Source organism: Sphingobium sp. TCM1 (assembly GCF_001650725.1).
In the GTDB taxonomy this organism is placed as follows: Bacteria; Pseudomonadota; Alphaproteobacteria; order Sphingomonadales; family Sphingomonadaceae; genus Sphingobium.
Genome location: NZ_LXVX01000039.1, coordinates 439860 through 456941 on the forward strand (window position 1 = coordinate 439860; position 17082 = coordinate 456941).

The following is a 17082-nucleotide window of genomic DNA, read 5'->3' on the forward strand; positions in this document are numbered from 1 at the left end:
ATGGAATCGGTCCGATTTGAGAATGGTTCGCAATTTGCAAGGGCGCGTGACACGACATGAGACTGTCGAGCTTCGCTGATTATGCGGTCGTGCTGATGTCCGCCGCCGCGCGCCATTGCGGCCACGCCGGGCTCGATCCGGCGCATCACGACCGACAGCCGAAGATGAACGCGACCACCCTGTCGGCCGAAACCGGCATACCCCTGCCCACCGCGCAGAAGCTGGTGAGCCGCCTGTCGGCCGCCGGTCTGCTCGAATCGAGCCGGGGCACCGGCGGGGGCGTGCGGCTGTCGCGTCCGCCCGCAGCGATCACGCTGGCCGATGTGGTGGAGGCGGTGGAAGGCCCCATCGCCATGACGGCCTGCGCCGACCATGGCGCCCATGACTGCTCGCTGGAGCAGGACTGCCGCGTGCGCCCGCACATGAATGTGGCGAACAATGCGATCCGCGAGGCGCTCGCGGGCGTCACCATCGCCAGCCTGACACGAGAAATGGCATGACCGAAGAGACCACCACCATACGGAACCAGGAAGCGCATGACGCGGCCGAGCGCGCTTCGACCTACGAACATGGCTGGTCGTCCGCCATCGAGCAGGATTTCGCGCCCAAGGGGCTGAACGAGGACACGGTCCGCTTCATCTCCGCCAAGAAGAAGGAGCCGGAATGGCTGCTGGAATGGCGGCTGAAGGCCTTTGCCATGTGGCAGAAGATGGAGTCGCCCGACTGGGCCAAGCTCAACATCCCGCCGATCGATTATCAGGACGCCTATTATTACGCCGAGCCGAAGAAGAAGGCGGAGCTGAATTCGCTGGACGAGGTCGACCCCGAGATATTGGCGACCTATCAGAAGCTGGGCATCCCCATCGCCGAGCAGGAAATGCTGGCCGGGGTGAAGGGCAGCCGTAAGGTCGCGGTCGACGCGGTGTTCGATTCGGTGTCCGTTGCCACCACCTTCCGCAAGGAGCTGGAGGAAGCCGGCGTCATCTTCCGTTCGATCAGCGAAGCGGTGCGTGAATATCCCGACCTCGTGAAGAAGTGGCTGGGCAAGGTCGTGCCGATGCACGACAATTATTTCGCCACCTTGAACTGCGCGGTCTTTTCCGACGGCACCTTCGTCTACATCCCCAAGGGCGTGCGCTGCCCGATGGAACTGAGCACCTATTTCCGCATCAATGCGGAGAATACGGGGCAGTTCGAGCGCACCCTGATCGTCGCGGACGAGGGCAGCTATGTTTCCTATCTGGAGGGCTGCACTGCGCCGATGCGCGACGAGAACCAGCTGCACGCCGCCGTCGTGGAACTGGTGGCGCTGGATGATGCCGAGATCAAATATTCGACCGTCCAGAACTGGTATCCGGGCGACGCGGACGGCAAGGGCGGCATCTATAATTTCGTGACCAAGCGCGCACTCTGCCAGGGGCGCAACAGCAAGGTCAGCTGGACCCAGGTGGAGACGGGCAGCGCCATCACCTGGAAATATCCGTCCTGCGTGCTGAACGGCGAGAACAGCGTCGGGGAGTTTTATTCCGTCGCGCTGACCAACAATCTGCAACAGGCCGATACCGGCACCAAGATGATCCATAACGGCAAGGGGTCGCGTTCGACCATCGTGTCGAAGGGGATTTCGGCGGGCCGCAGCAACAACACCTATCGCGGGCTGGTGCGCGTGGCGCCGGGCGCGGAAGGGGTGCGCAACTTCACCCAGTGCGACAGCCTGCTGCTGGGCGACCAGTGCGGCGCGCATACCGTGCCCTATATCGAGGTGCGCAATCCCTCGGCGCAGATCGAGCATGAAGCCACGACCAGCAAGATCAGCGACGATCAGCTGTTCTACGCGATGCAGCGCGGGCTGGATCAGGAAAGCGCGGTATCGCTGATCGTCAACGGCTTTGCGCGGGAGGTGTTGCAGCAACTGCCGATGGAGTTCGCCGTCGAGGCGCAGAAGCTGCTGGGGATTTCTCTCGAAGGATCGGTGGGCTGACGCGCAGCGCAGCCCCGCAAACAGGATCAAGGACGGAAAATTGAGCGACGAAGACGATATTCAGGATGCCCTCGCGGATTTCGCGGAGGATGTCGGCAATGGCCAGTCATGGACCGCCGCGATCCGCATCCTGACCGAGGATTATGAGCTGGAAGAGGGCGAATTGCAGGCCCGCGCCGTCAAGGATTTCGGCGATCTCGACGCGTTCGAGGCGGAGAGCCGTGCGGCGCTGGAAGCAGGCGACGTGGCTTTCACCGAGAAATTGCGAAAGGACAAGGCGTTCCACAAGGCGAAGGCGCCCAACCTGGCCCGCATGGGGCCGGTCAGCGAGTTCGTCGTCGCGCTGCTGGAAAAGGGCGCGCCGGAACCCGACGCCGACTGGTGGCCCTATATGCCGATCAAGCGCCATATCGACACGCTGTTCCCCGCGCCGGGCGACGTGCGCGACATGGCTTTCTGGACCGCGCGGACGCTCCAGCGCGCGCATGAGGGATAATTTGATGCTGACGATCGACAACCTCACCAACGAAATCGACGGCAAGGCGATCCTCAAGGGCCTGTCGCTCCGGATCAACGCGGGAGAAATCCACGCGATCATGGGGCCGAACGGCGCGGGCAAGTCGACGTTGGCCTATACGCTGGGCGGCCGTCCCAATTATGACGTGACGGGCGGCAGCGCGACCTTCGAGGGGGCCGATCTGTTCGGGATGGAGCCGCACGAGCGCGCCGCGGCCGGCCTGTTCCTGGGCTTCCAGTACCCGGTCGAGATTCCCGGCGTGTCCAACCTGCAATTCCTGCGCGAAAGCCTCAATTCGCAGCGGCGCGCGCGGGGCGAAAAGGAACTGAACGGCGGCGAGTTCATCCGGCTGGCCAAGGAAAAGGCCGCGCTGCTCGGCCTCGACATGGAGATGCTGAAGCGACCGGTGAATGTCGGCTTTTCGGGCGGCGAGAAGAAGCGCGCCGAAATGGTGCAGATGGGCATTCTCGATCCCAGGCTGGCGATCCTGGACGAGACGGACAGCGGCCTCGACATCGACGCATTGAAGATCGTGGGCGCGGGGATCAACGCGATCATGCGCAAGCCCGACAAGGCGGTGCTGCTCATCACCCATTATCAGCGCCTGCTCGACTATGTGAAGCCGGACTACGTGCATGTGCTGGCGGCCGGGCGGATCGTGAAGTCGGGCGGTCCCGAACTGGCGCTGGAGCTGGAACGCGAAGGCTATGCCGAAGTGGTTGCGGCGTGAACGCATTGGCTCTTCCGACGCGCAAGGATGAAGCCTGGCGCTATAGCGATGTGGAGGCTGTAGCCGCCATCTGGCCGACGCCCGCGCCGACACGGATCGACGTGGCGGAGGGCGACAGCGCGCGCCATCACCTGTTGCAGGACGCGGCCGATGGCGCGGCGGCGGTGCATGACTATGTCATCACGATTGCGGACGGCGCGCGCTGCGATTTCCATCTGCTCAATATCGGCGGCAAGCTGGGGCGTGTGACCTTTACCGTCACGCTGGGGAGCAACGCGCATTTCGAGCTGAACGGCGCGATCATCGGCGGCGGCGACCAGGTGCTGGAGATCATCACCAGCGTCACCCATGCCAAGCCCGATTCGACCAGCGGACAGACCATCCGGTCGATCCTGGGGCAGCGCGCCACGGGCAGTTACCTCGGCAGCATCAACGTCGCGCGCGACGCGCAGCGGACCGACGCCTTCCAGTCGGTCAAGGCCATGCTGCTGGATCGCACCGCGACGGCCAACGCCAAGCCGGAGCTGGAAATCTACGCCGACGACGTGAAATGCGCGCATGGCGCGACCGTGGGCGAACTGGACAAGGCGGCGTTGTTCTACATGGCATCGCGCGGCATGGACCCGGCGACAGCCAAGACGCTGCTGTTGCGCTCCTTCGTCGCGGGCGTGTTCGACGATGTGGCGGACGTCGCGGTCAAGGAGATGCTCGAAGCCGCCGCGATCGCCAAGCTGGAGGCGCTGGTATGACCGATCTCGCTTCAGGGCTGCGGTTGCGGGACGATTTCCCCGGCCTTTTGAATGGGGATGGGGGCGACTGGCACTATCTGGACAGCGCCGCCACCGCGCAGAAGCCCAATGCCGTGATCGACGCGATCGCGCGGGCCTATGGGCCGGATTATGCGACGGTCCATCGCGGCGTCTACGAGCGGTCGGCGAACATGACGCTCGCTTATGAAGCCGCCCGCCGCAAGGTGGCGACCTTCATCGGCGCGGCGTCGGACAGCGAGATCATCTATGTGCGCGGCGCGACCGAGGGGATCAACCTGGTCGCGCAAAGCTGGGCAGGGACGCAGCTCAAGGCGGGCGACCGCATCCTCCTCTCCACGCTGGAGCATCACAGCAATATCGTGCCGTGGCTGCTGGTGGCGGAGAAAGTGGGCGCGGCGATCGACGTCGTACCGCTGACGCAGGATGGCCGGATCGACCTGGACGCAATGCGGGCGATGATCACGCCGCAGCACCGCATGGTGGCGCTCGCCCATGTGTCCAATGTGCTGGGCAGCGTGCTCGATTGCCGCCGCGCCGCCGACATCGCCCATATGGTCGGCGCGAAGATCCTGATCGATGGCTGCCAGGCGGTGCCGCGCCTGGCCGTCGACGTGCAGGCGCTGGACTGCGACTTCTACGTCTTTTCCGCGCACAAGCTCTATGGCCCGACCGGCATCGGCGTGTTGTGGGGCCGCAAGGAACTGCTCGACGCCATGCCGCCCTATCAGGGCGGCGGGTCAATGATCGACAAGGTCACGTTCGAAAAGACTACCTACGCCCCCGCGCCGACCCGATTCGAGGCGGGAACGCCGCATATCACCGGCGTCGTCGGGCTTTCCGCCGCGATCGACTATGTGCAGGCGATCGGGCTGGACGCCATCCACGCGCATGAATCTGCGCTGGTGGCCAAGGCGCGCGGGGCGCTGGAAAGCCTGAACAGCGTGCGCCTGTTCGGACCGGAAGATTCGGCCGGCATCCTCTCCTTCGAGGTCGAGGGGGTGCATCCGCACGATGTCGGCACCATATTGGACGAAACGGGCGTCGCGATCCGGGCGGGGCATCATTGCGCCCAGCCGCTGATGCGGCATCTGGGCGTCGAGGCGACCGCGCGGGCCAGCTTCGGCATCTATAGCGACGAGAGCGACGTGGATGCGCTGGTGCGCGGTCTGGAGCGTGTGAGGAAGATTTTCGCCAATGACTGACCATATGAGCGAAGAGCGGAAGATACTGGTGGAAGAGGTGGACGCGGTCGAGACGCCGCCCAAGGCGCGCGTGGACGATGTCGCGGAGGCCACGCCGCGCCAGCGCGACTATCTGGACGGGTTTCTGGCGCACAAGCCGGCCGAGACGCCTGCGGGCGAGCCTGGCGGCAATCTCTATGACGGCATCATCGATGCGCTGAAGGAGATTTTCGACCCGGAAATCCCGGTGAATATCTATGATCTGGGCCTGATCTACGGCGTCGACGTGACGGAGGACGGTCATGCCGTCGTCACCATGACGCTGACCACGCCCCATTGCCCGGTCGCCGAATCCATGCCCGGCGAAGTCGAACTGCGCGTCGGCGCGGTGCCCGGCGTCGGCGATGTCGAGGTGAATCTGGTCTGGGATCCGCCATGGGACCCGCAGAAGATGAGCGACGAGGCGAAACTGGAACTGGGAATGCTCTGATGACCACCGAGACCAAGACCCGTGCCCGTCCCGCCGCCGTCATCCTGACGCCGAGCGCGCAGGCGCGCATCGCCGACCTGATGGCACAGGCACCCGAAGGGACGATCGGCGTCAAGCTGTCGACCCCCAAGCGCGGCTGTTCGGGCCTTGCCTATTCGGTCGACTATGTGACGCAGGAAGCCAAGTTCGACGAGAAGATCGAGACGCCCGGCGGCGTGCTGTATATCGACGGCGCTTCGGTACTCTATCTGGTCGGGTCGACCATGAACTGGGTGGAAGATGATTTCACCGCCGGCTTCGTCTTCAACAATCCCAATGCCAAGGGCAGTTGCGGCTGCGGCGAGAGCTTCACGGTCTGATTTCCGGCGGGCGATCGACCATGCCCCACATGCTCATAATCGGCATGGGTTACACTGCATCGCGGCTCGCCGCCCGTTTGGGTGAAGAGGGCTGGCACATCTCCGGCGTCCGCCGGAGCGCCGATGCCGACATGATCGCGTTTGACGATGATGGCGCGGTCCGCGCCGCGATCGCCCAGGCCAGCCATATCCTCTCCTCCGTCCCACCCGAGGGCGATGCCGATCCCGTGCTGGCCCGCTATGGCGCCGCCATCGCCGCTGCGCCCGCAATCTGGAGCGGCTATCTTTCCTCCACCGGCGTCTATGGCGATGCGGCGGGTGCCTGGGTGGATGAATCCAGCCCGGTCGGCCTGGGACGCCGCGCCGCCCGGACTCAGGCCGATGCCCATTGGGGCGCGCTGCGATCCGACATGCGCCGCTTCCGGCTGCCCGGCATCTACGGCCCCGGCCGCTCGGCGCTCGACCGGGTGCGCGAGGGGCGCGCCCATCGCATCGACCTGCCCGACCAGATATTCAGCCGCGCCCATGTCGACGACATCGTGTCGGGGGTGGTCGCGTCGATCCGCCAGGGGCCACCCGGCGTCTACAATCTGTCGGACGACCTGCCCTGCGCGCAGAACCGACTGATTGAGGAGGCCTGCGCCATGCTGGGCCAGCCCCTTCCGCCGCTGCTGACGCTGGAGGAGGCTCGCCTTTCGCCGATGGCGCGGTCCTTCTATGCGGAAAACCGCCGGGTCGCGAACGGGCGGGCGAAACGGCTGCTCGGCTGGTCGCTACGCTATCCGACCTATCGCGACGGGTTGCGCGCCTGCGCCTGATTCCCTTTGTCGCATGGTTTACGGCTTGTTAACCGGACGGATCGAGAAGGGAGGTATCGCTTCACGAGGGATGCTCCATGACCCGCATCGACAGCCAGATCGACCGCGCCTTTTCCGCGCTCAGCCACCGGATGAATGATCTGGGCGCGCCCGGCCGCGGGGCGGCATCGCACGAGCCGATCGCCAGCCTGATCGACAAGGTCAATGCCGCCAAGCTGCGCTACCAGCCGGGCGCCCGTTAGGCAGCCTTCGATCGCAGCGCGATCCCCATGCCGGCAATCGCCAGCAGCGCGCCCGCGAAGGCGAGCGCCGACCAGCGATAGCCCTCCACCACGGTGGAGATCAGCATGGCGATCACCGGGATCAACACGCTGGTATAGGCCGCGCGGCCCGCGCCCATCCTCTGGATCAGCGTGAAATAGAGCGGGAAGGTCACGACCGACCCGGCCAGCGCCAGCCAGCCGATACCCGCGACATAGCCCCAGCGCATGTCGAACTGCGGCGGCCCGACCGTCGCGAAGGCGAACAGCGCGTCCACGCCTGCGCCAATCAGCATCGCCCAGGCCAGCACCGCGACCATCGGCAGGCGCCTGGCGATCTCCATGCCCTGCATCACATTGGCGGCCGATGCGCTCATGAGGCCCGCGAGCGCGAACCCCGCGCCCAGTAGCACCATGTCGGGGCTGACCGTCGCCACGTGATATTCGTGGAGCAGCATCAGGATGATGCCCGCCACCGCGACGACCGAGCCGCCGATGAAGGCGCGACCGACGGGCTGGCGGAAGATCAGGAAGGCGAGGATCGAATTGGGGATCAGCAGCATCGCATAGACCACCGCGACCACGCCCGACGTCAGATAATGCTCCGCCCGGTAGACGAAGTTGAAGTTGAGGACGAATTGGGCAAGGCCCAGCAGCGCGGCGTAGAGGATGCCGCTCCGCCCGATCCCCAGCCGGATACCGCGCCACCGGGCGAAAGCCGCCATGGCGACGCCGGCGAGCAGGAACCGGTAGCAGACTGACCAGCTGGCCGGGACCGAGCCGATCTGGTCGCGGATGACGATCCAGGTCGAACTCCAGATCAGGGTGACGAGGATGAAGGGGACCGCGACGCCGCCCCTGGACGGTTCAGCCATCGTCGAGCGCTTTCAACGCCTGCGCCAGCGGGGCGACGCTGGCCGCGTCCTGCGACCAGTTGGTGACGAGACGGGCCGCGCCCTCGCCCCAGTCGTAGAAGCCGAACCCCTGCGCGCGCAGCTGCGCCGCTTGCGCCGCCGTGAGCCGCACGAACAGCTCATTGGCCTCGACCGGGTGCATCAGCCGTCCAGTCGCCCCTTCCGCCAGCGCCTGCGCCGCGCCATTGGCGGCGCGGGCGTTGCGCAGCCACAGGTCGCCTTCGACCATGGCGAGTATCTGCGCGGCGAGATAGCGGCCCTTGGACATGAGATGACCCGAACGCTTGCGCCAACGCGTTGCTTCGGCTGCGCGGGCATCGGCCTGCGCGCCGAAGAAGAGCAGCGCCTCGCCGATCATGCCGCCATTCTTGACGCAGCCGAAGCTGAGCGCATCCACGCCCGCGCGCCAGGTCAGATCCGCAGGCGCACACCCCCGGTGCGCCACCGCATTGGCGAAGCGCGCGCCGTCCATGTGGACGCTGAGGCCATGCGCCTTCGCGACCTCGCCCAGCGCCGCGACCTCGTCCGGCGCATAGCCCAGCCCATATTCGGTGGCGTTGGTGATGCTGATCGCGCGCGCCGGTACCTGATGCACGTCGGGACGGATCGTCTTCAGCCGCTCCGTCACCGCCTCGGGCGTCAGCTTCGCGCCAGCGCCCGGCAGCGGCATCAGGGTCGCGCCATGGGTGAAGAAACCCGGCGCGCCACATTCGTCGACGACGATATGGGCCTCCTCATGGCAGAGCACGCCGCCATAGGGTGGGCAGAGGGTGGCGAGCGCGATGCTGTTTGCTGCCGTGCCGGTGGACAGCCACAGCGCCCGCACCGGCGTTTCGAACAGCGCCGAGAAGGCGCCGTCCAGCCGCGCGCTCCAGGCGTCGCCGTCATAGCCATGATCTTCATGGTCGGCGGCAGCGATTGCGGCCATCACTTCGGGGCAGATCGGCGTGGCGTTGTCGGAGAAGAAATACATGGCGCAGCGATAGCGAGGCAGCCGGGGCGCGGGAAGAGGCCAGCGTCGCCCGGCTGGCCCTGCCGCAACAAAATGGGTCAGCATATATGACCCATTGTTTCGGGAGCCGCACTGTGACATAGGCGCCCCTTCCGAGCCAGAACAAGGAGACTCACCATGGCCGTCGAGCAGAAGTCGCGCTTCACCGTCACCCGCAACAGCCAGGCTGTGGCGGCGAACGAGCGCGCCGTGCTGCTCGAGGATCCCGGTTTCGGCCGGCTTTTCACCGACCATATGGTGACGATCCGCTATACCGAGGGACAGGGCTGGCACAGCCACAAGGTGGAGCCGCGCGCGCCCTTCCAGCTCGATCCCGCCTGCGCCGTGCTCCATTATGCGCAGGAAATCTTCGAGGGGATGAAGGCATACCGGCTGGAGGATGGCAGCATCGCCATGTTCCGCCCGGAGGAAAATGCCCGCCGCTTCGCCGAATCGGCCGAGCGCATGGCGATGCCTGCCATCCCCGAAGATCTGTTCCTGGAAGCGGTCGAGGAACTGGTGAAGATCGACGCCGACTGGATTCCGGGCGGTGAGGGCAGCTTGTATCTGCGCCCCTTCCTGTTCGCGAGCGAGGCGTTCCTGGGCGTGCGTCCGTCGAACGAATATATTTTCTGCGTCATCGCCTCGCCCGCCGGCGCCTATTTCAAGGGCGGCAAGAAGGCCGTCACCCTGTGGGTGTCGGAACATTATACCCGGGCGGCGCGCGGCGGCACGGGCGCGGCCAAATGCGGCGGCAATTATGCCGCGTCGCTGGTCGCGCAGAAGGAAGCGACCAAGCAGGGCTGCGACCAGGTCGTGTTCCTGGACGCGGCCGAGAACAAGTGGGTCGAGGAACTGGGCGGCATGAACGTCTTCTTCGTGATGGAGGACGGGTCGATCGTCACCCCGCCGCTGAGCGGCACCATCCTGCCCGGCATCACCCGCAATTCGATCATCACCCTCGCCCGCGCCAAGGGGATTGAGGTGCGCGAGGAGCTCTACAGCTTCGCGCAGTGGCGCGAGGACGCCACCAGCGGCAAGCTGCGCGAAGCCTTCGCCTGCGGCACGGCGGCGGTGGTGACGCCGATCGGCACGGTCAAGAGCAGCAGCGGAGACTTCACCATCGGCAATGGCGATGGCGGACTGGTGACGGAAAGCCTGCGCGCCGAGTTGACCGGCATCCAGCGTGGCATTGTGGCCGATCCGGCGGGCTGGGTGCGCAAGCTGTAATATCCCGTCGTCACCCGCGAAAGCGGGGATGACGCGATATGGTCGCGGCAAGCGCCGACTTCCCAATCCGATCCCAAGCGCCTAGAAAGGCGGCCATGGAACGCTTCGACGTCGTGATATTGGGGGGCGGGCTGGTCGGCCTGACCCTGGGCATCGCTCTTTCCGGCCATGGCGTGCGCTGCGCCGTGATCGATCCGGCCGATCCGGTGGATACCACTGCCGCCGGTTTCGACGGGCGCGTTTCCGCCATCAGTTCGACCAGCCACGCGATGCTGAGCGCCATCGGCGTGGCCCGGCATCTGGAGGGCAAGGGCTGCCCGATCGACCGCATCTGGGTGAGCGACGGGCTGGAGCCGGGCGCGCTCGACTTCGCGCCGGATGCGGATGACGGGGTGATGGGGACGATGTTCCCCAATCGCGACCTGCGCATCGCGCTGGCGCAGACCGCGGCCGAGGCGAAGAATCTCACCCGCTTCCAGCCCGACCGCGCCGTCCATGTCGACCGCAATGCCGACGGCGTCACGCTGACGCTGGCGAGCGGCGCGACGATCGAGGGCGCGCTGCTGGTCGCTGCCGAAGGGCGCAACAGCCCGACGCGCGAGGCGGCCGGCATCACCACGACGCGCTGGCAATACAAGCATACCGCGATGGTGACGGCGATCGACCATGAGGTGCCGCACGCCAATACCGCCTACGAGATTTTCTATGTCGGCGGTCCCTTCGCGTTGCTGCCAATGCTGCCGGGCACCCGATCCGCCGTGGTATGGACCGTGCCGACCGGGCAGGCGCCGGCGATGATGAAATTGTCCGAGCGCGCCTGGCTGGCCGAAGCGCAGAAGCGGATCGGCGGCTTTCTGGGCGAAATCCGGCTGGCGGGGCCTCGCTCTTCCTATCCGCTGGGCTTTCACCATGCCGCGCGGATCACCGACACGCGCCTGGCGCTGGTCGGCGACAGCGCCCATGCCATCCACCCCATCGCGGGGCAGGGGCTGAACCTGGGCTTCCGCGATGTCGCGGCGCTGGTCGAGGTGCTGGTGGAGGGGATGCGGCTGGGCCTCGATCCCGGCGACGCGCAGTTGCTGGCGCGCTACCAGCGCTGGCGCGGGCTGGATGCGATGATGACCAGCGTGGCGATGGACGGGCTGGTTCGCCTGTTCGACGTGCCGGGCAAGCTGCCCTCATTGGTGCGCCGGGCCGGCCTGGCGGCGGTGCAGCGCACGTCGCTACTCAAGCATCGCTTCATGGCCGAGGCACGGGGCCAGTCCGGCGCGCTGCCCCGCCTATTGTCGGGCGAGATGGTCTGAAACGACAGGCCTGCACACGGGGCGACCTGACGGCGCCCCGTGCGATGGTTCAGAGATCGACGCCGGCCGCGATGGCTTCCAGCTTGCGGATGCGTTCCTTGAGGTCGGCGACCTCGATCCGGGCGGCGGCCGATGGGGGCGCCGATTCGTCGCCATGGCCGTAGCGGACCAGTTCGGCGCGCTTGAGTTCCAGCCAGCCGTTCCAGCCGCGAAGGCCAGCGAAGGCGATGATGGCCAGGCCAGCCAGGCTGGTCGCCGCCAGCGTGATATAGAGATAGGGGTCCTGCATGAATGCCTCCCTGTCCAAACGAGCGCGAAAGTCGTTTATAGTCGCATTTTCGAACCGAAGGACTGCTGCGCAGCCCTTCTGAAAATGCTCAATCGCGGTCGCGGAGCTTTTCGAATTCCCGCTCCAGCGCGGTGGAGCCGTCCGTCGCCAGCCGCTCCAGCACGGCCACGCGATCCTTGAGCGCCTTCACTTCCGCGCGCAGCCTTTCCGCTTCCGGGTCCGGCCCACGCTGGATGAAATCTTCGCCCTTGTGCCGACGCACGACGCCATATTTGGCGCGGATGACGCTGGCGATGGCGGTGATCGCGACGATCGCGACGACCATTTCAAACGGGTTCATGTCTCTTGTCTCCCTGTTGGCGCGCTGGCGTCTCGGGCCTTAGTTGGCCGGGCCGCGCAGCCGTTCGATTTCGCGGTTGAGCTGGTGGCTTTCGTCGGTGACGATGCGTTCGACCACGGCGAGCCGGTCCTTCATCGATCCGATCTCGGCGCGCAGCTGGGCATTTTCCTGGCTCAGCAGCTTGATGCGCTCGACCATTTCCTCATTTTTCTGCGGATAGATCGCCTTCCCCCAGCTGTTTTCCAGCGGATAGCCATACTTGATGCGCAGCCAGGTGGTGAAGATCCAGCCGCCGACCGCCAGCGATCCGACGATGACAGCGACCGGCGCGAAGGCTTCGAATGGAAACATCGTCTATACTCCCTTGGCTCGGCCGCGCGTCAGCGCAGTTCCTCGATTTCGCGCGCCGTGCGGGTGGCAGGATCGGTGGCGATCCGTTCCAGCACGGCGATGCGTTCCTCCAGGCGGCTGATTCGGCCGGTCAGCTTTTCGTTTTCGTTTGAAAGAAGGTCGATTTTTCGACCGGCGTCAGGGTCCGTTCGATGAACGGTGCCGGTCCATTCATTTTCGACCGGATAGCCGTGGCGGGCGCGGACCCAGGTGGTGAACATCCAGCCCAGCGTCGACATGGCGATGATGGCGAGGACGAAGAAGGGACCACCGAAATTCATGACTGTCTCTCCCCTGTTATGCCGCCCCGATGCAGCGATCAGCGCAGGCTGTCGATCTCGTCGGCCAGGCGGGTGTTGCGGCTGGTATAATAGATTTCGATGTCGGCCAGGCGACGGTCGATGTCGCGGAACTTGGAGCGGACATCGCGGGTGGAGCGCGTCGGGTTGGTGCGAACGCCCTGCCAGAATTTCTCGTCGTCGCGATCCGCATAGAGGCCCGATGGCTTGTTGTCGGCGAAATAGGCGGCGGCGAAATAGGCGATCAGCGACCAGGGGAAGGCGCCCATCAGGGTGATGAGCACCGCCCCGACCCGGACCCAGACCACGTCGATCCCGGTATAGTCGGCAATGCCGGCGCAGACGCCCATCCATTTGCCATTGGCCTTGTCGAGATAAAATTTGGTGCGGCGGGCGGTCATGTCAGTTCCTCCGGTCGAATTCGTAGGCGTCGTCGCTGGAAGGACGCTGCGGACGGAAATCGGGATTGTCGGCGGCGACGATCCGTTCGACCGTCTGGAGCCGTTCTTCCAGGCGACGGGCGAGAAGGTGCAGCTCGTCGAGCAGCTTCTCATCCTCGTCGGTGATCTTGGGCGCCTGCTTCCACTTGGTGATGTAGTGGAAGATCAGCCAGGGCATCCCGATGAAGAGCGTCGTGATCGCGACGATGGGGATGAGAATCTCTTCCATGGGATCAGGCTCCCTTGTTCATGCTGGCCTTGAGCGCGGCAAGATCGGCATCGACCTTGTCGGCCGACTTCAATTCCGCAATCTCTTCCTCCAGCGTCTTGGGCTGCTGGCCCAGGCTCATCGCATCGGCGCGGCCTTCGGCCATGTCGACGCGGCGTTCGAGCATGTCGAAGCGGGCAAAGGCTTCGTTCACCTTCTCGCCGGCATAGGCCTCGCGCACGCGCAGCCGGTTCTCGGCGCTCTGCATCCGCGTGACCAGGCTGTTCTGGCGGGCGCGGGCTTCGCGCAGCTTGCCCTGGAGCTTGGCGATGTCTTCCTCCGACGCCTTGAGCGCGTCGTCCAGCGTCTCGATCTCGTGGTTGAGCTGTTCGGCCATGTCGGCGGCCTTCTGTCGTTCGACCAGGGCGGCCTTGGCCAGATCCTCGCGATCCTTGCTCAGCGCCAGCTGCGCCTTCTCGGTCCAGCTCTCCTGCAAGGCATTGAGCTTGGCGATATGGCGGCGCATCTCCTTCTGGTCGGCGATGGTGCGGGCGGCGGACGCGCGGACCTCGACCAGCGTCTCCTCCATTTCGAGGATGATCATGCGGATCATCTTCGCCGGGTCTTCCGCCTTGTCGAGCAGGTCGGTGACATTGGCGGCGATGATGTCGCGGGTGCGGGAGAAAATACCCATTTCAACTACTCCTGGTCGTATCTCGTTATCAAGTGCCGGGGCGGGCGAGAGGGGGCAGTCCCGCCCCGGCCGGGGGTATGCGATCCCTACGCAAGATAGCGCAGGCTCGCGGGGGTGTCTTGCGTCGCGAGCACCGGGGTTTCGCTGGCGCGGGCCGGACCGACCGCCGAGAGGATCATGGTCGATCCGAACAGGACGGCTGCGATGGCGACCGACATCAGCTGGCCGATTTCGCGAACGCTGTTGGTCTGATGTTCCATTATCTTACTCCCTGAACCTTGGCCTTCATGTGGTTCCGCATTTCGTTGCGGATTGCCCATAGCTATGCAGGGGCCGTGCCAATTTCTAAAATTGGCGGATTTCGTTCATTTTTCGGTCATCTGACAGGCGCGCGGCGATATGACGCTTGCCAAGAGGTGGGAAATTTCACCATAAGTTGGCACATGGAGAAAAATACGCAGTTCGTCGGCCAGAGCTTCGCCTTTCTCGACGCCGTCGAGCAGGCCGGCCGCGCGGCCGAACTCAACCGGCCGGTGCTGGTGATCGGCGAGCGCGGGACCGGCAAGGAGCTGATCGCCGAGCGCCTGCATCATCTCAGCCCGCGCTGGGGCGAGCCGTTGATCGTCATGAACTGTGCCGCCTTGCCCGAGACGCTGATCGAGGCGGAGCTGTTCGGCCATGAACAGGGCGCCTTCACCGGCGCCAACCGGGCGCGGCCCGGCCGGTTCGAGGAGGCCGACGGCGGCACCTTGTTCCTCGACGAACTGGGCACGCTGTCGATGGCCGCGCAGGAACGGTTGCTGCGCGTGATCGAATATGGGGAAGTGACGCGGATCGGCGCGTCGCGGCCGGTCACAGTCGACGTGCGTATCGTCGCGGCCACCAACGAGGATCTGCCGGCGGCGGCCGATGCCGGGCGCTTCCGCCCCGACCTGCTCGACCGGCTGAGCTTCGAGGTCATCACCCTGCCGCCGCTGCGCGCCCGCGAGGGCGATGTCGCGGTGCTGGCCGACCATTTCGGGCGACGCATGGCGGCGGAACTCAACTGGCCGCAATGGCCCGGCTTCACGCCGGCCTGCGCGGCGGAGCTGGAGGGTCATGGCTGGCCCGGCAATGTGCGCGAGCTGCGCAATGTGGTGGAGCGCGCGGTCTATCGCTGGGACGAGCCGACGCGGCCGATCAGCCGCCTGACTTTCGACCCCTTCGCCTCACCCTGGAAGCCCAGGCCGCTGATGCCCCGGTCGGTGGCGGAGCCGTGCGCCGGCAACGCCCCCGCCGCTCCCGCGCCGTCGACACCGGCGACGCTGTTCGAGGAGATCACCGACCTGCGCATGGCCGTGGACGCGCATGAGGCGGCGATCATCCGGGCCGCGCTGGAGCGCTATCGCTACAATCAGCGCGCGACCGCCAAGGGGCTGGGCCTCACTTATGACCAGTTGCGCCACTGCATGAAGAAACATGGGCTGAGCGCGGGTTAGGCCAGCGCTCGCGCCCGTTCGCCGATCATCCGCAATTCCGCCACGAAGCGCATCCGTTCTTCGGCCGCCTGCACCGGGTCGGGCAGGCGCAGCAGATAGCTGGGATGGACCGTCACCCACCCTTCCGCGCCCGATTCCAGCGCGATCGCCTGTCCGCGCGTCCGGCTGATCGTCACGGGCTTCCCCAGCATCGCCCGCGCCGCCGTTGCCCCGAGCGCGACCAGCAGCCGGGGACGGATGATGTCCAGTTCCTGCGCCAGCCACCAATGGCAGGCCTGCACCTCGCCCGCGTCCGGCGTCTGGTGGATGCGCCGCTTGCCGCGCTGTGCATATTTGAAATGCTTGACCGCGTTGGTGACATAGGCGCGGGCGCGATCCACCCCGGCCTCCGCCAATGCCTGGTCGAACAATTGCCCCGCCGGGCCGACGAAGGGCCGGCCGGCCAGATCCTCCTGGTCGCCGGGCTGCTCGCCGATGAAGAAGAGCGAGGCATCGAGCGGGCCTTCGCCGAAGACGGTCTGGGTCGCGTCCCGGTGGAGCGGGCAGCGGGTACAGCGCAGCGCCTGGTCCCGCACCGCGCTCCAGGCGGTGGCGCTGTTGGCCGGTCGGGCGGCCGGCGCCTTGGGCGCGGTCGCGATCATGGCCGCCTCCCGCCGCTGCGCGCCGGCGACGAGATCGGGGATGAGCGCCGCTTCCGGCAGGTTGCGCCAGTATTTTTTCGGCATTTCCGACAGCATCGCGCCGGTCTTGAGCCGGGCGGGATTGAAGATCGCGGCATAATAGCCCTTCCACAGCGCTTCGACCGGGTCGCCGTCCGGCGCGTCCTGGCGGGTCGCACCCGGTCCCTGCGTCAACGCCCCACCGTCCCAATGGATGCTCAGTTCCGGCGTCAGGATCGACCAGCGCATCGCGGCGAAGCGACGCACGAAGAAGCCCGCATTGGCGCGGACGACATGATGTTCCGGTTCGAACCAGGCAACGAAGCGCACGCCTTCTCCCTCCGCCACTTCGCGGAAGCGGACGAAGGCGCGCATCTTGTGGACATCGCGCCGCACCGCCTTTGCCAGCGCGTCGATGCGGCGCAGGAGCGGGTCGGCCTTGTCCTCCATCAGCCGCGGCCGGTCGCGCAACCGGCAGAGCAACATATACAGCAAGGCGAAGCGTTCGGGATCGCGGTGGAGAATGGCGCTTCGGGCCAGGTCGATGAAGGCGCGCGGGACGGCAAGGCCGCCGGCTGGCGGCGCCGCGGGCGCGACGGCGTCACCGAACAGGTCGCCCGGCGCATCGCCCACCTGCCAGACGATGGCCGCCGGATCGACCCCGGCCATCGCCAGCCCCCGCGCCGCATCGCGCCAGCCCTCGAAATCATCGGGGGCCGTCAATACGACGCGGTGCATGA

24 protein-coding genes are annotated in these 17082 nt (G+C 66.0%); 13 read left to right on the top strand and 11 right to left on the bottom strand.

All coding sequences use genetic code 11. The annotated features are described in order from the left end of the window. Positions 1–56: 56 nt before the first annotated feature. The 10 genes from A7Q26_RS22725 to A7Q26_RS25755 all read left to right on the top strand — a co-directional run bounded on the left by A7Q26_RS22725 (position 57) and on the right by A7Q26_RS25755 (position 7088). The gene (locus tag A7Q26_RS22725) at positions 57–500 is read left to right on the top strand and encodes an RrF2 family transcriptional regulator (protein WP_066864912.1); all 444 of its coding nucleotides are present in this window, start codon (positions 57–59) and stop codon (positions 498–500) included. Further along, positions 497–1981, top strand: a complete 1485-nt coding sequence (gene sufB, locus A7Q26_RS22730; RefSeq protein ID WP_066864915.1) for a Fe-S cluster assembly protein SufB — start codon at positions 497–499, stop codon at positions 1979–1981. The genes A7Q26_RS22725 and sufB overlap by 4 nt, the downstream gene beginning before the upstream one ends. A 40-nt stretch (positions 1982–2021) precedes the next feature. Further along, entirely contained in the window at positions 2022–2477 is a 456-nt protein-coding gene (locus tag A7Q26_RS22735; protein WP_066864918.1) for a hypothetical protein, read from the top strand. A gap of 4 nt (positions 2478–2481) precedes the next feature. Continuing rightward, a complete protein-coding gene (sufC, locus tag A7Q26_RS22740) occupies positions 2482–3228 on the top strand; it encodes a Fe-S cluster assembly ATPase SufC (RefSeq protein WP_066864921.1) in 747 nt (248 codons plus the stop codon). Then, positions 3225–3977, top strand: a complete 753-nt coding sequence (locus tag A7Q26_RS22745) for a SufD family Fe-S cluster assembly protein (RefSeq protein WP_066864924.1) — start codon at positions 3225–3227, stop codon at positions 3975–3977. The genes sufC and A7Q26_RS22745 overlap by 4 nt, the downstream gene beginning before the upstream one ends. Next, positions 3974–5200, top strand: a complete 1227-nt coding sequence (locus tag A7Q26_RS22750; protein WP_066864927.1) for a cysteine desulfurase — start codon at positions 3974–3976, stop codon at positions 5198–5200. Before A7Q26_RS22745 ends, A7Q26_RS22750 begins: the two co-directional genes overlap by 4 nt. A 4-nt stretch (positions 5201–5204) precedes the next feature. Next, positions 5205–5669, top strand: a complete 465-nt coding sequence (locus A7Q26_RS22755) for an SUF system Fe-S cluster assembly protein (protein ID WP_066865331.1) — start codon at positions 5205–5207, stop codon at positions 5667–5669. Further along, the gene (locus A7Q26_RS22760; RefSeq protein ID WP_066864930.1) at positions 5669–6028 is read left to right on the top strand and encodes a HesB/IscA family protein; all 360 of its coding nucleotides are present in this window, start codon (positions 5669–5671) and stop codon (positions 6026–6028) included. Before A7Q26_RS22755 ends, A7Q26_RS22760 begins: the two co-directional genes overlap by 1 nt. Positions 6029–6048: 20 nt before the next feature. After that, positions 6049–6846: an NAD(P)-dependent oxidoreductase gene (locus A7Q26_RS22765; protein ID WP_066864932.1), complete on the top strand. Its 798-nt coding sequence runs from the start codon at positions 6049–6051 to the stop codon at positions 6844–6846. Between the two features lie 77 nt (positions 6847–6923). Next, on the top strand, positions 6924–7088 hold the full coding sequence (locus A7Q26_RS25755) for a hypothetical protein (protein ID WP_198163022.1): 165 nt from the start codon (positions 6924–6926) through the stop codon (positions 7086–7088). On the opposite strand, the gene A7Q26_RS22770 is transcribed toward A7Q26_RS25755, so the two are convergent. Together A7Q26_RS22770 and A7Q26_RS22775 are read right to left on the bottom strand one after the other, a co-directional pair. Then, positions 7085–7981: a DMT family transporter gene (locus A7Q26_RS22770; RefSeq protein ID WP_066864935.1), complete on the bottom strand. Its 897-nt coding sequence runs from the start codon at positions 7979–7981 to the stop codon at positions 7085–7087. The two genes, A7Q26_RS25755 and A7Q26_RS22770, sit on opposite strands and share 4 nt — an antisense overlap. Then, entirely contained in the window at positions 7974–8993 is a 1020-nt protein-coding gene (locus A7Q26_RS22775; protein ID WP_066865334.1) for a threonine aldolase family protein, read from the bottom strand. The genes A7Q26_RS22770 and A7Q26_RS22775 overlap by 8 nt, the downstream gene beginning before the upstream one ends. 156 nt (positions 8994–9149) lie before the next feature. Here A7Q26_RS22775 and A7Q26_RS22780 point away from each other — a divergent pair, with 156 nt between their 5' ends. Beyond that, positions 9150–10241, top strand: a complete 1092-nt coding sequence (locus A7Q26_RS22780) for a branched-chain amino acid aminotransferase (RefSeq protein WP_066864938.1) — start codon at positions 9150–9152, stop codon at positions 10239–10241. A 95-nt stretch (positions 10242–10336) separates the two neighbouring features. Further along, positions 10337–11545: an FAD-dependent monooxygenase gene (locus tag A7Q26_RS22785; protein WP_066864941.1), complete on the top strand. Its 1209-nt coding sequence runs from the start codon at positions 10337–10339 to the stop codon at positions 11543–11545. 49 nt (positions 11546–11594) lie between these two features. Here A7Q26_RS22785 and A7Q26_RS22790 read toward each other — a convergent pair whose 3' ends face one another. The 8 genes from A7Q26_RS22790 to A7Q26_RS25760 all read right to left on the bottom strand — a co-directional run bounded on the left by A7Q26_RS22790 (position 11595) and on the right by A7Q26_RS25760 (position 14465). Further along, positions 11595–11834, bottom strand: coding sequence for a hypothetical protein (locus A7Q26_RS22790; protein ID WP_066864944.1), 240 nt, complete (start codon positions 11832–11834; stop codon positions 11595–11597). An 88-nt stretch (positions 11835–11922) separates the two neighbouring features. Then, on the bottom strand, positions 11923–12174 hold the full coding sequence (locus A7Q26_RS22795; protein WP_066864948.1) for a hypothetical protein: 252 nt from the start codon (positions 12172–12174) through the stop codon (positions 11923–11925). 39 nt (positions 12175–12213) lie between these two features. Then, the gene (locus tag A7Q26_RS22800) at positions 12214–12525 is read right to left on the bottom strand and encodes a hypothetical protein (RefSeq protein ID WP_066864951.1); all 312 of its coding nucleotides are present in this window, start codon (positions 12523–12525) and stop codon (positions 12214–12216) included. A gap of 29 nt (positions 12526–12554) precedes the next feature. Then, on the bottom strand, positions 12555–12845 hold the full coding sequence (locus tag A7Q26_RS22805) for a hypothetical protein (protein WP_066864954.1): 291 nt from the start codon (positions 12843–12845) through the stop codon (positions 12555–12557). Positions 12846–12883: 38 nt separating this feature from the next. Continuing rightward, on the bottom strand, positions 12884–13264 hold the full coding sequence (gene pspC, locus A7Q26_RS22810) for an envelope stress response membrane protein PspC (protein WP_066864957.1): 381 nt from the start codon (positions 13262–13264) through the stop codon (positions 12884–12886). Position 13265: 1 nt separating this feature from the next. After that, positions 13266–13532: an envelope stress response membrane protein PspB gene (gene pspB, locus A7Q26_RS22815; protein WP_066864960.1), complete on the bottom strand. Its 267-nt coding sequence runs from the start codon at positions 13530–13532 to the stop codon at positions 13266–13268. A 4-nt stretch (positions 13533–13536) separates the two neighbouring features. Further along, complete coding sequence (gene pspA / locus A7Q26_RS22820; RefSeq protein WP_066864962.1) at positions 13537–14205, bottom strand: phage shock protein PspA; 669 nt, start codon at positions 14203–14205, stop codon at positions 13537–13539. 86 nt (positions 14206–14291) lie between these two features. Then, positions 14292–14465 (bottom strand): hypothetical protein, encoded by a 174-nt coding sequence (locus A7Q26_RS25760; protein ID WP_198163023.1) that lies wholly within the window; start codon positions 14463–14465, stop codon positions 14292–14294. 183 nt (positions 14466–14648) lie between these two features. Here A7Q26_RS25760 and pspF point away from each other — a divergent pair, with 183 nt between their 5' ends. Beyond that, a complete protein-coding gene (pspF, locus tag A7Q26_RS22825) occupies positions 14649–15683 on the top strand; it encodes a phage shock protein operon transcriptional activator (protein WP_066864965.1) in 1035 nt (344 codons plus the stop codon). On the opposite strand, the gene A7Q26_RS22830 is transcribed toward pspF, so the two are convergent. Further along, positions 15680–17080 carry a UdgX family uracil-DNA binding protein gene (locus A7Q26_RS22830; RefSeq protein ID WP_066864969.1) on the bottom strand — a complete coding sequence of 467 codons (1401 nt, stop codon included), beginning with the start codon at positions 17078–17080 and terminating at the stop codon, positions 15680–15682. The two genes, pspF and A7Q26_RS22830, sit on opposite strands and share 4 nt — an antisense overlap. Positions 17081–17082 lie beyond the last annotated feature (2 nt).

Coding starts and splice junctions, on each gene's coding strand:
- A7Q26_RS22765 (WP_066864932.1), top strand. CDS start 6,049: ATGCCCCACATGCTCATAATCGGCATGGGTTACACTGCATCGCGGCTC.
- A7Q26_RS22805 (WP_066864954.1), bottom strand. CDS start 12,845: ATGAATTTCGGTGGTCCCTTCTTCGTCCTCGCCATCATCGCCATGTCG.
- A7Q26_RS22795 (WP_066864948.1), bottom strand. CDS start 12,174: ATGAACCCGTTTGAAATGGTCGTCGCGATCGTCGCGATCACCGCCATC.
- A7Q26_RS22800 (WP_066864951.1), bottom strand. CDS start 12,525: ATGTTTCCATTCGAAGCCTTCGCGCCGGTCGCTGTCATCGTCGGATCG.
- A7Q26_RS22775 (WP_066865334.1), bottom strand. CDS start 8,993: ATGTATTTCTTCTCCGACAACGCCACGCCGATCTGCCCCGAAGTGATG.
- A7Q26_RS22785 (WP_066864941.1), top strand. CDS start 10,337: ATGGAACGCTTCGACGTCGTGATATTGGGGGGCGGGCTGGTCGGCCTG.
- pspA (WP_066864962.1), bottom strand. CDS start 14,205: ATGGGTATTTTCTCCCGCACCCGCGACATCATCGCCGCCAATGTCACC.
- A7Q26_RS22830 (WP_066864969.1), bottom strand. CDS start 17,080: ATGCACCGCGTCGTATTGACGGCCCCCGATGATTTCGAGGGCTGGCGC.
- A7Q26_RS22780 (WP_066864938.1), top strand. CDS start 9,150: ATGGCCGTCGAGCAGAAGTCGCGCTTCACCGTCACCCGCAACAGCCAG.
- A7Q26_RS22770 (WP_066864935.1), bottom strand. CDS start 7,981: ATGGCTGAACCGTCCAGGGGCGGCGTCGCGGTCCCCTTCATCCTCGTC.
- A7Q26_RS22725 (WP_066864912.1), top strand. CDS start 57: ATGAGACTGTCGAGCTTCGCTGATTATGCGGTCGTGCTGATGTCCGCC.
- A7Q26_RS25755 (WP_198163022.1), top strand. CDS start 6,924: ATGACCCGCATCGACAGCCAGATCGACCGCGCCTTTTCCGCGCTCAGC.
- A7Q26_RS22790 (WP_066864944.1), bottom strand. CDS start 11,834: ATGCAGGACCCCTATCTCTATATCACGCTGGCGGCGACCAGCCTGGCT.
- pspC (WP_066864957.1), bottom strand. CDS start 13,264: ATGACCGCCCGCCGCACCAAATTTTATCTCGACAAGGCCAATGGCAAA.
- sufC (WP_066864921.1), top strand. CDS start 2,482: ATGCTGACGATCGACAACCTCACCAACGAAATCGACGGCAAGGCGATC.
- sufB (WP_066864915.1), top strand. CDS start 497: ATGACCGAAGAGACCACCACCATACGGAACCAGGAAGCGCATGACGCG.
- pspF (WP_066864965.1), top strand. CDS start 14,649: ATGGAGAAAAATACGCAGTTCGTCGGCCAGAGCTTCGCCTTTCTCGAC.
- A7Q26_RS25760 (WP_198163023.1), bottom strand. CDS start 14,465: ATGGAACATCAGACCAACAGCGTTCGCGAAATCGGCCAGCTGATGTCG.
- A7Q26_RS22760 (WP_066864930.1), top strand. CDS start 5,669: ATGACCACCGAGACCAAGACCCGTGCCCGTCCCGCCGCCGTCATCCTG.
- A7Q26_RS22755 (WP_066865331.1), top strand. CDS start 5,205: ATGAGCGAAGAGCGGAAGATACTGGTGGAAGAGGTGGACGCGGTCGAG.
- A7Q26_RS22750 (WP_066864927.1), top strand. CDS start 3,974: ATGACCGATCTCGCTTCAGGGCTGCGGTTGCGGGACGATTTCCCCGGC.
- pspB (WP_066864960.1), bottom strand. CDS start 13,532: ATGGAAGAGATTCTCATCCCCATCGTCGCGATCACGACGCTCTTCATC.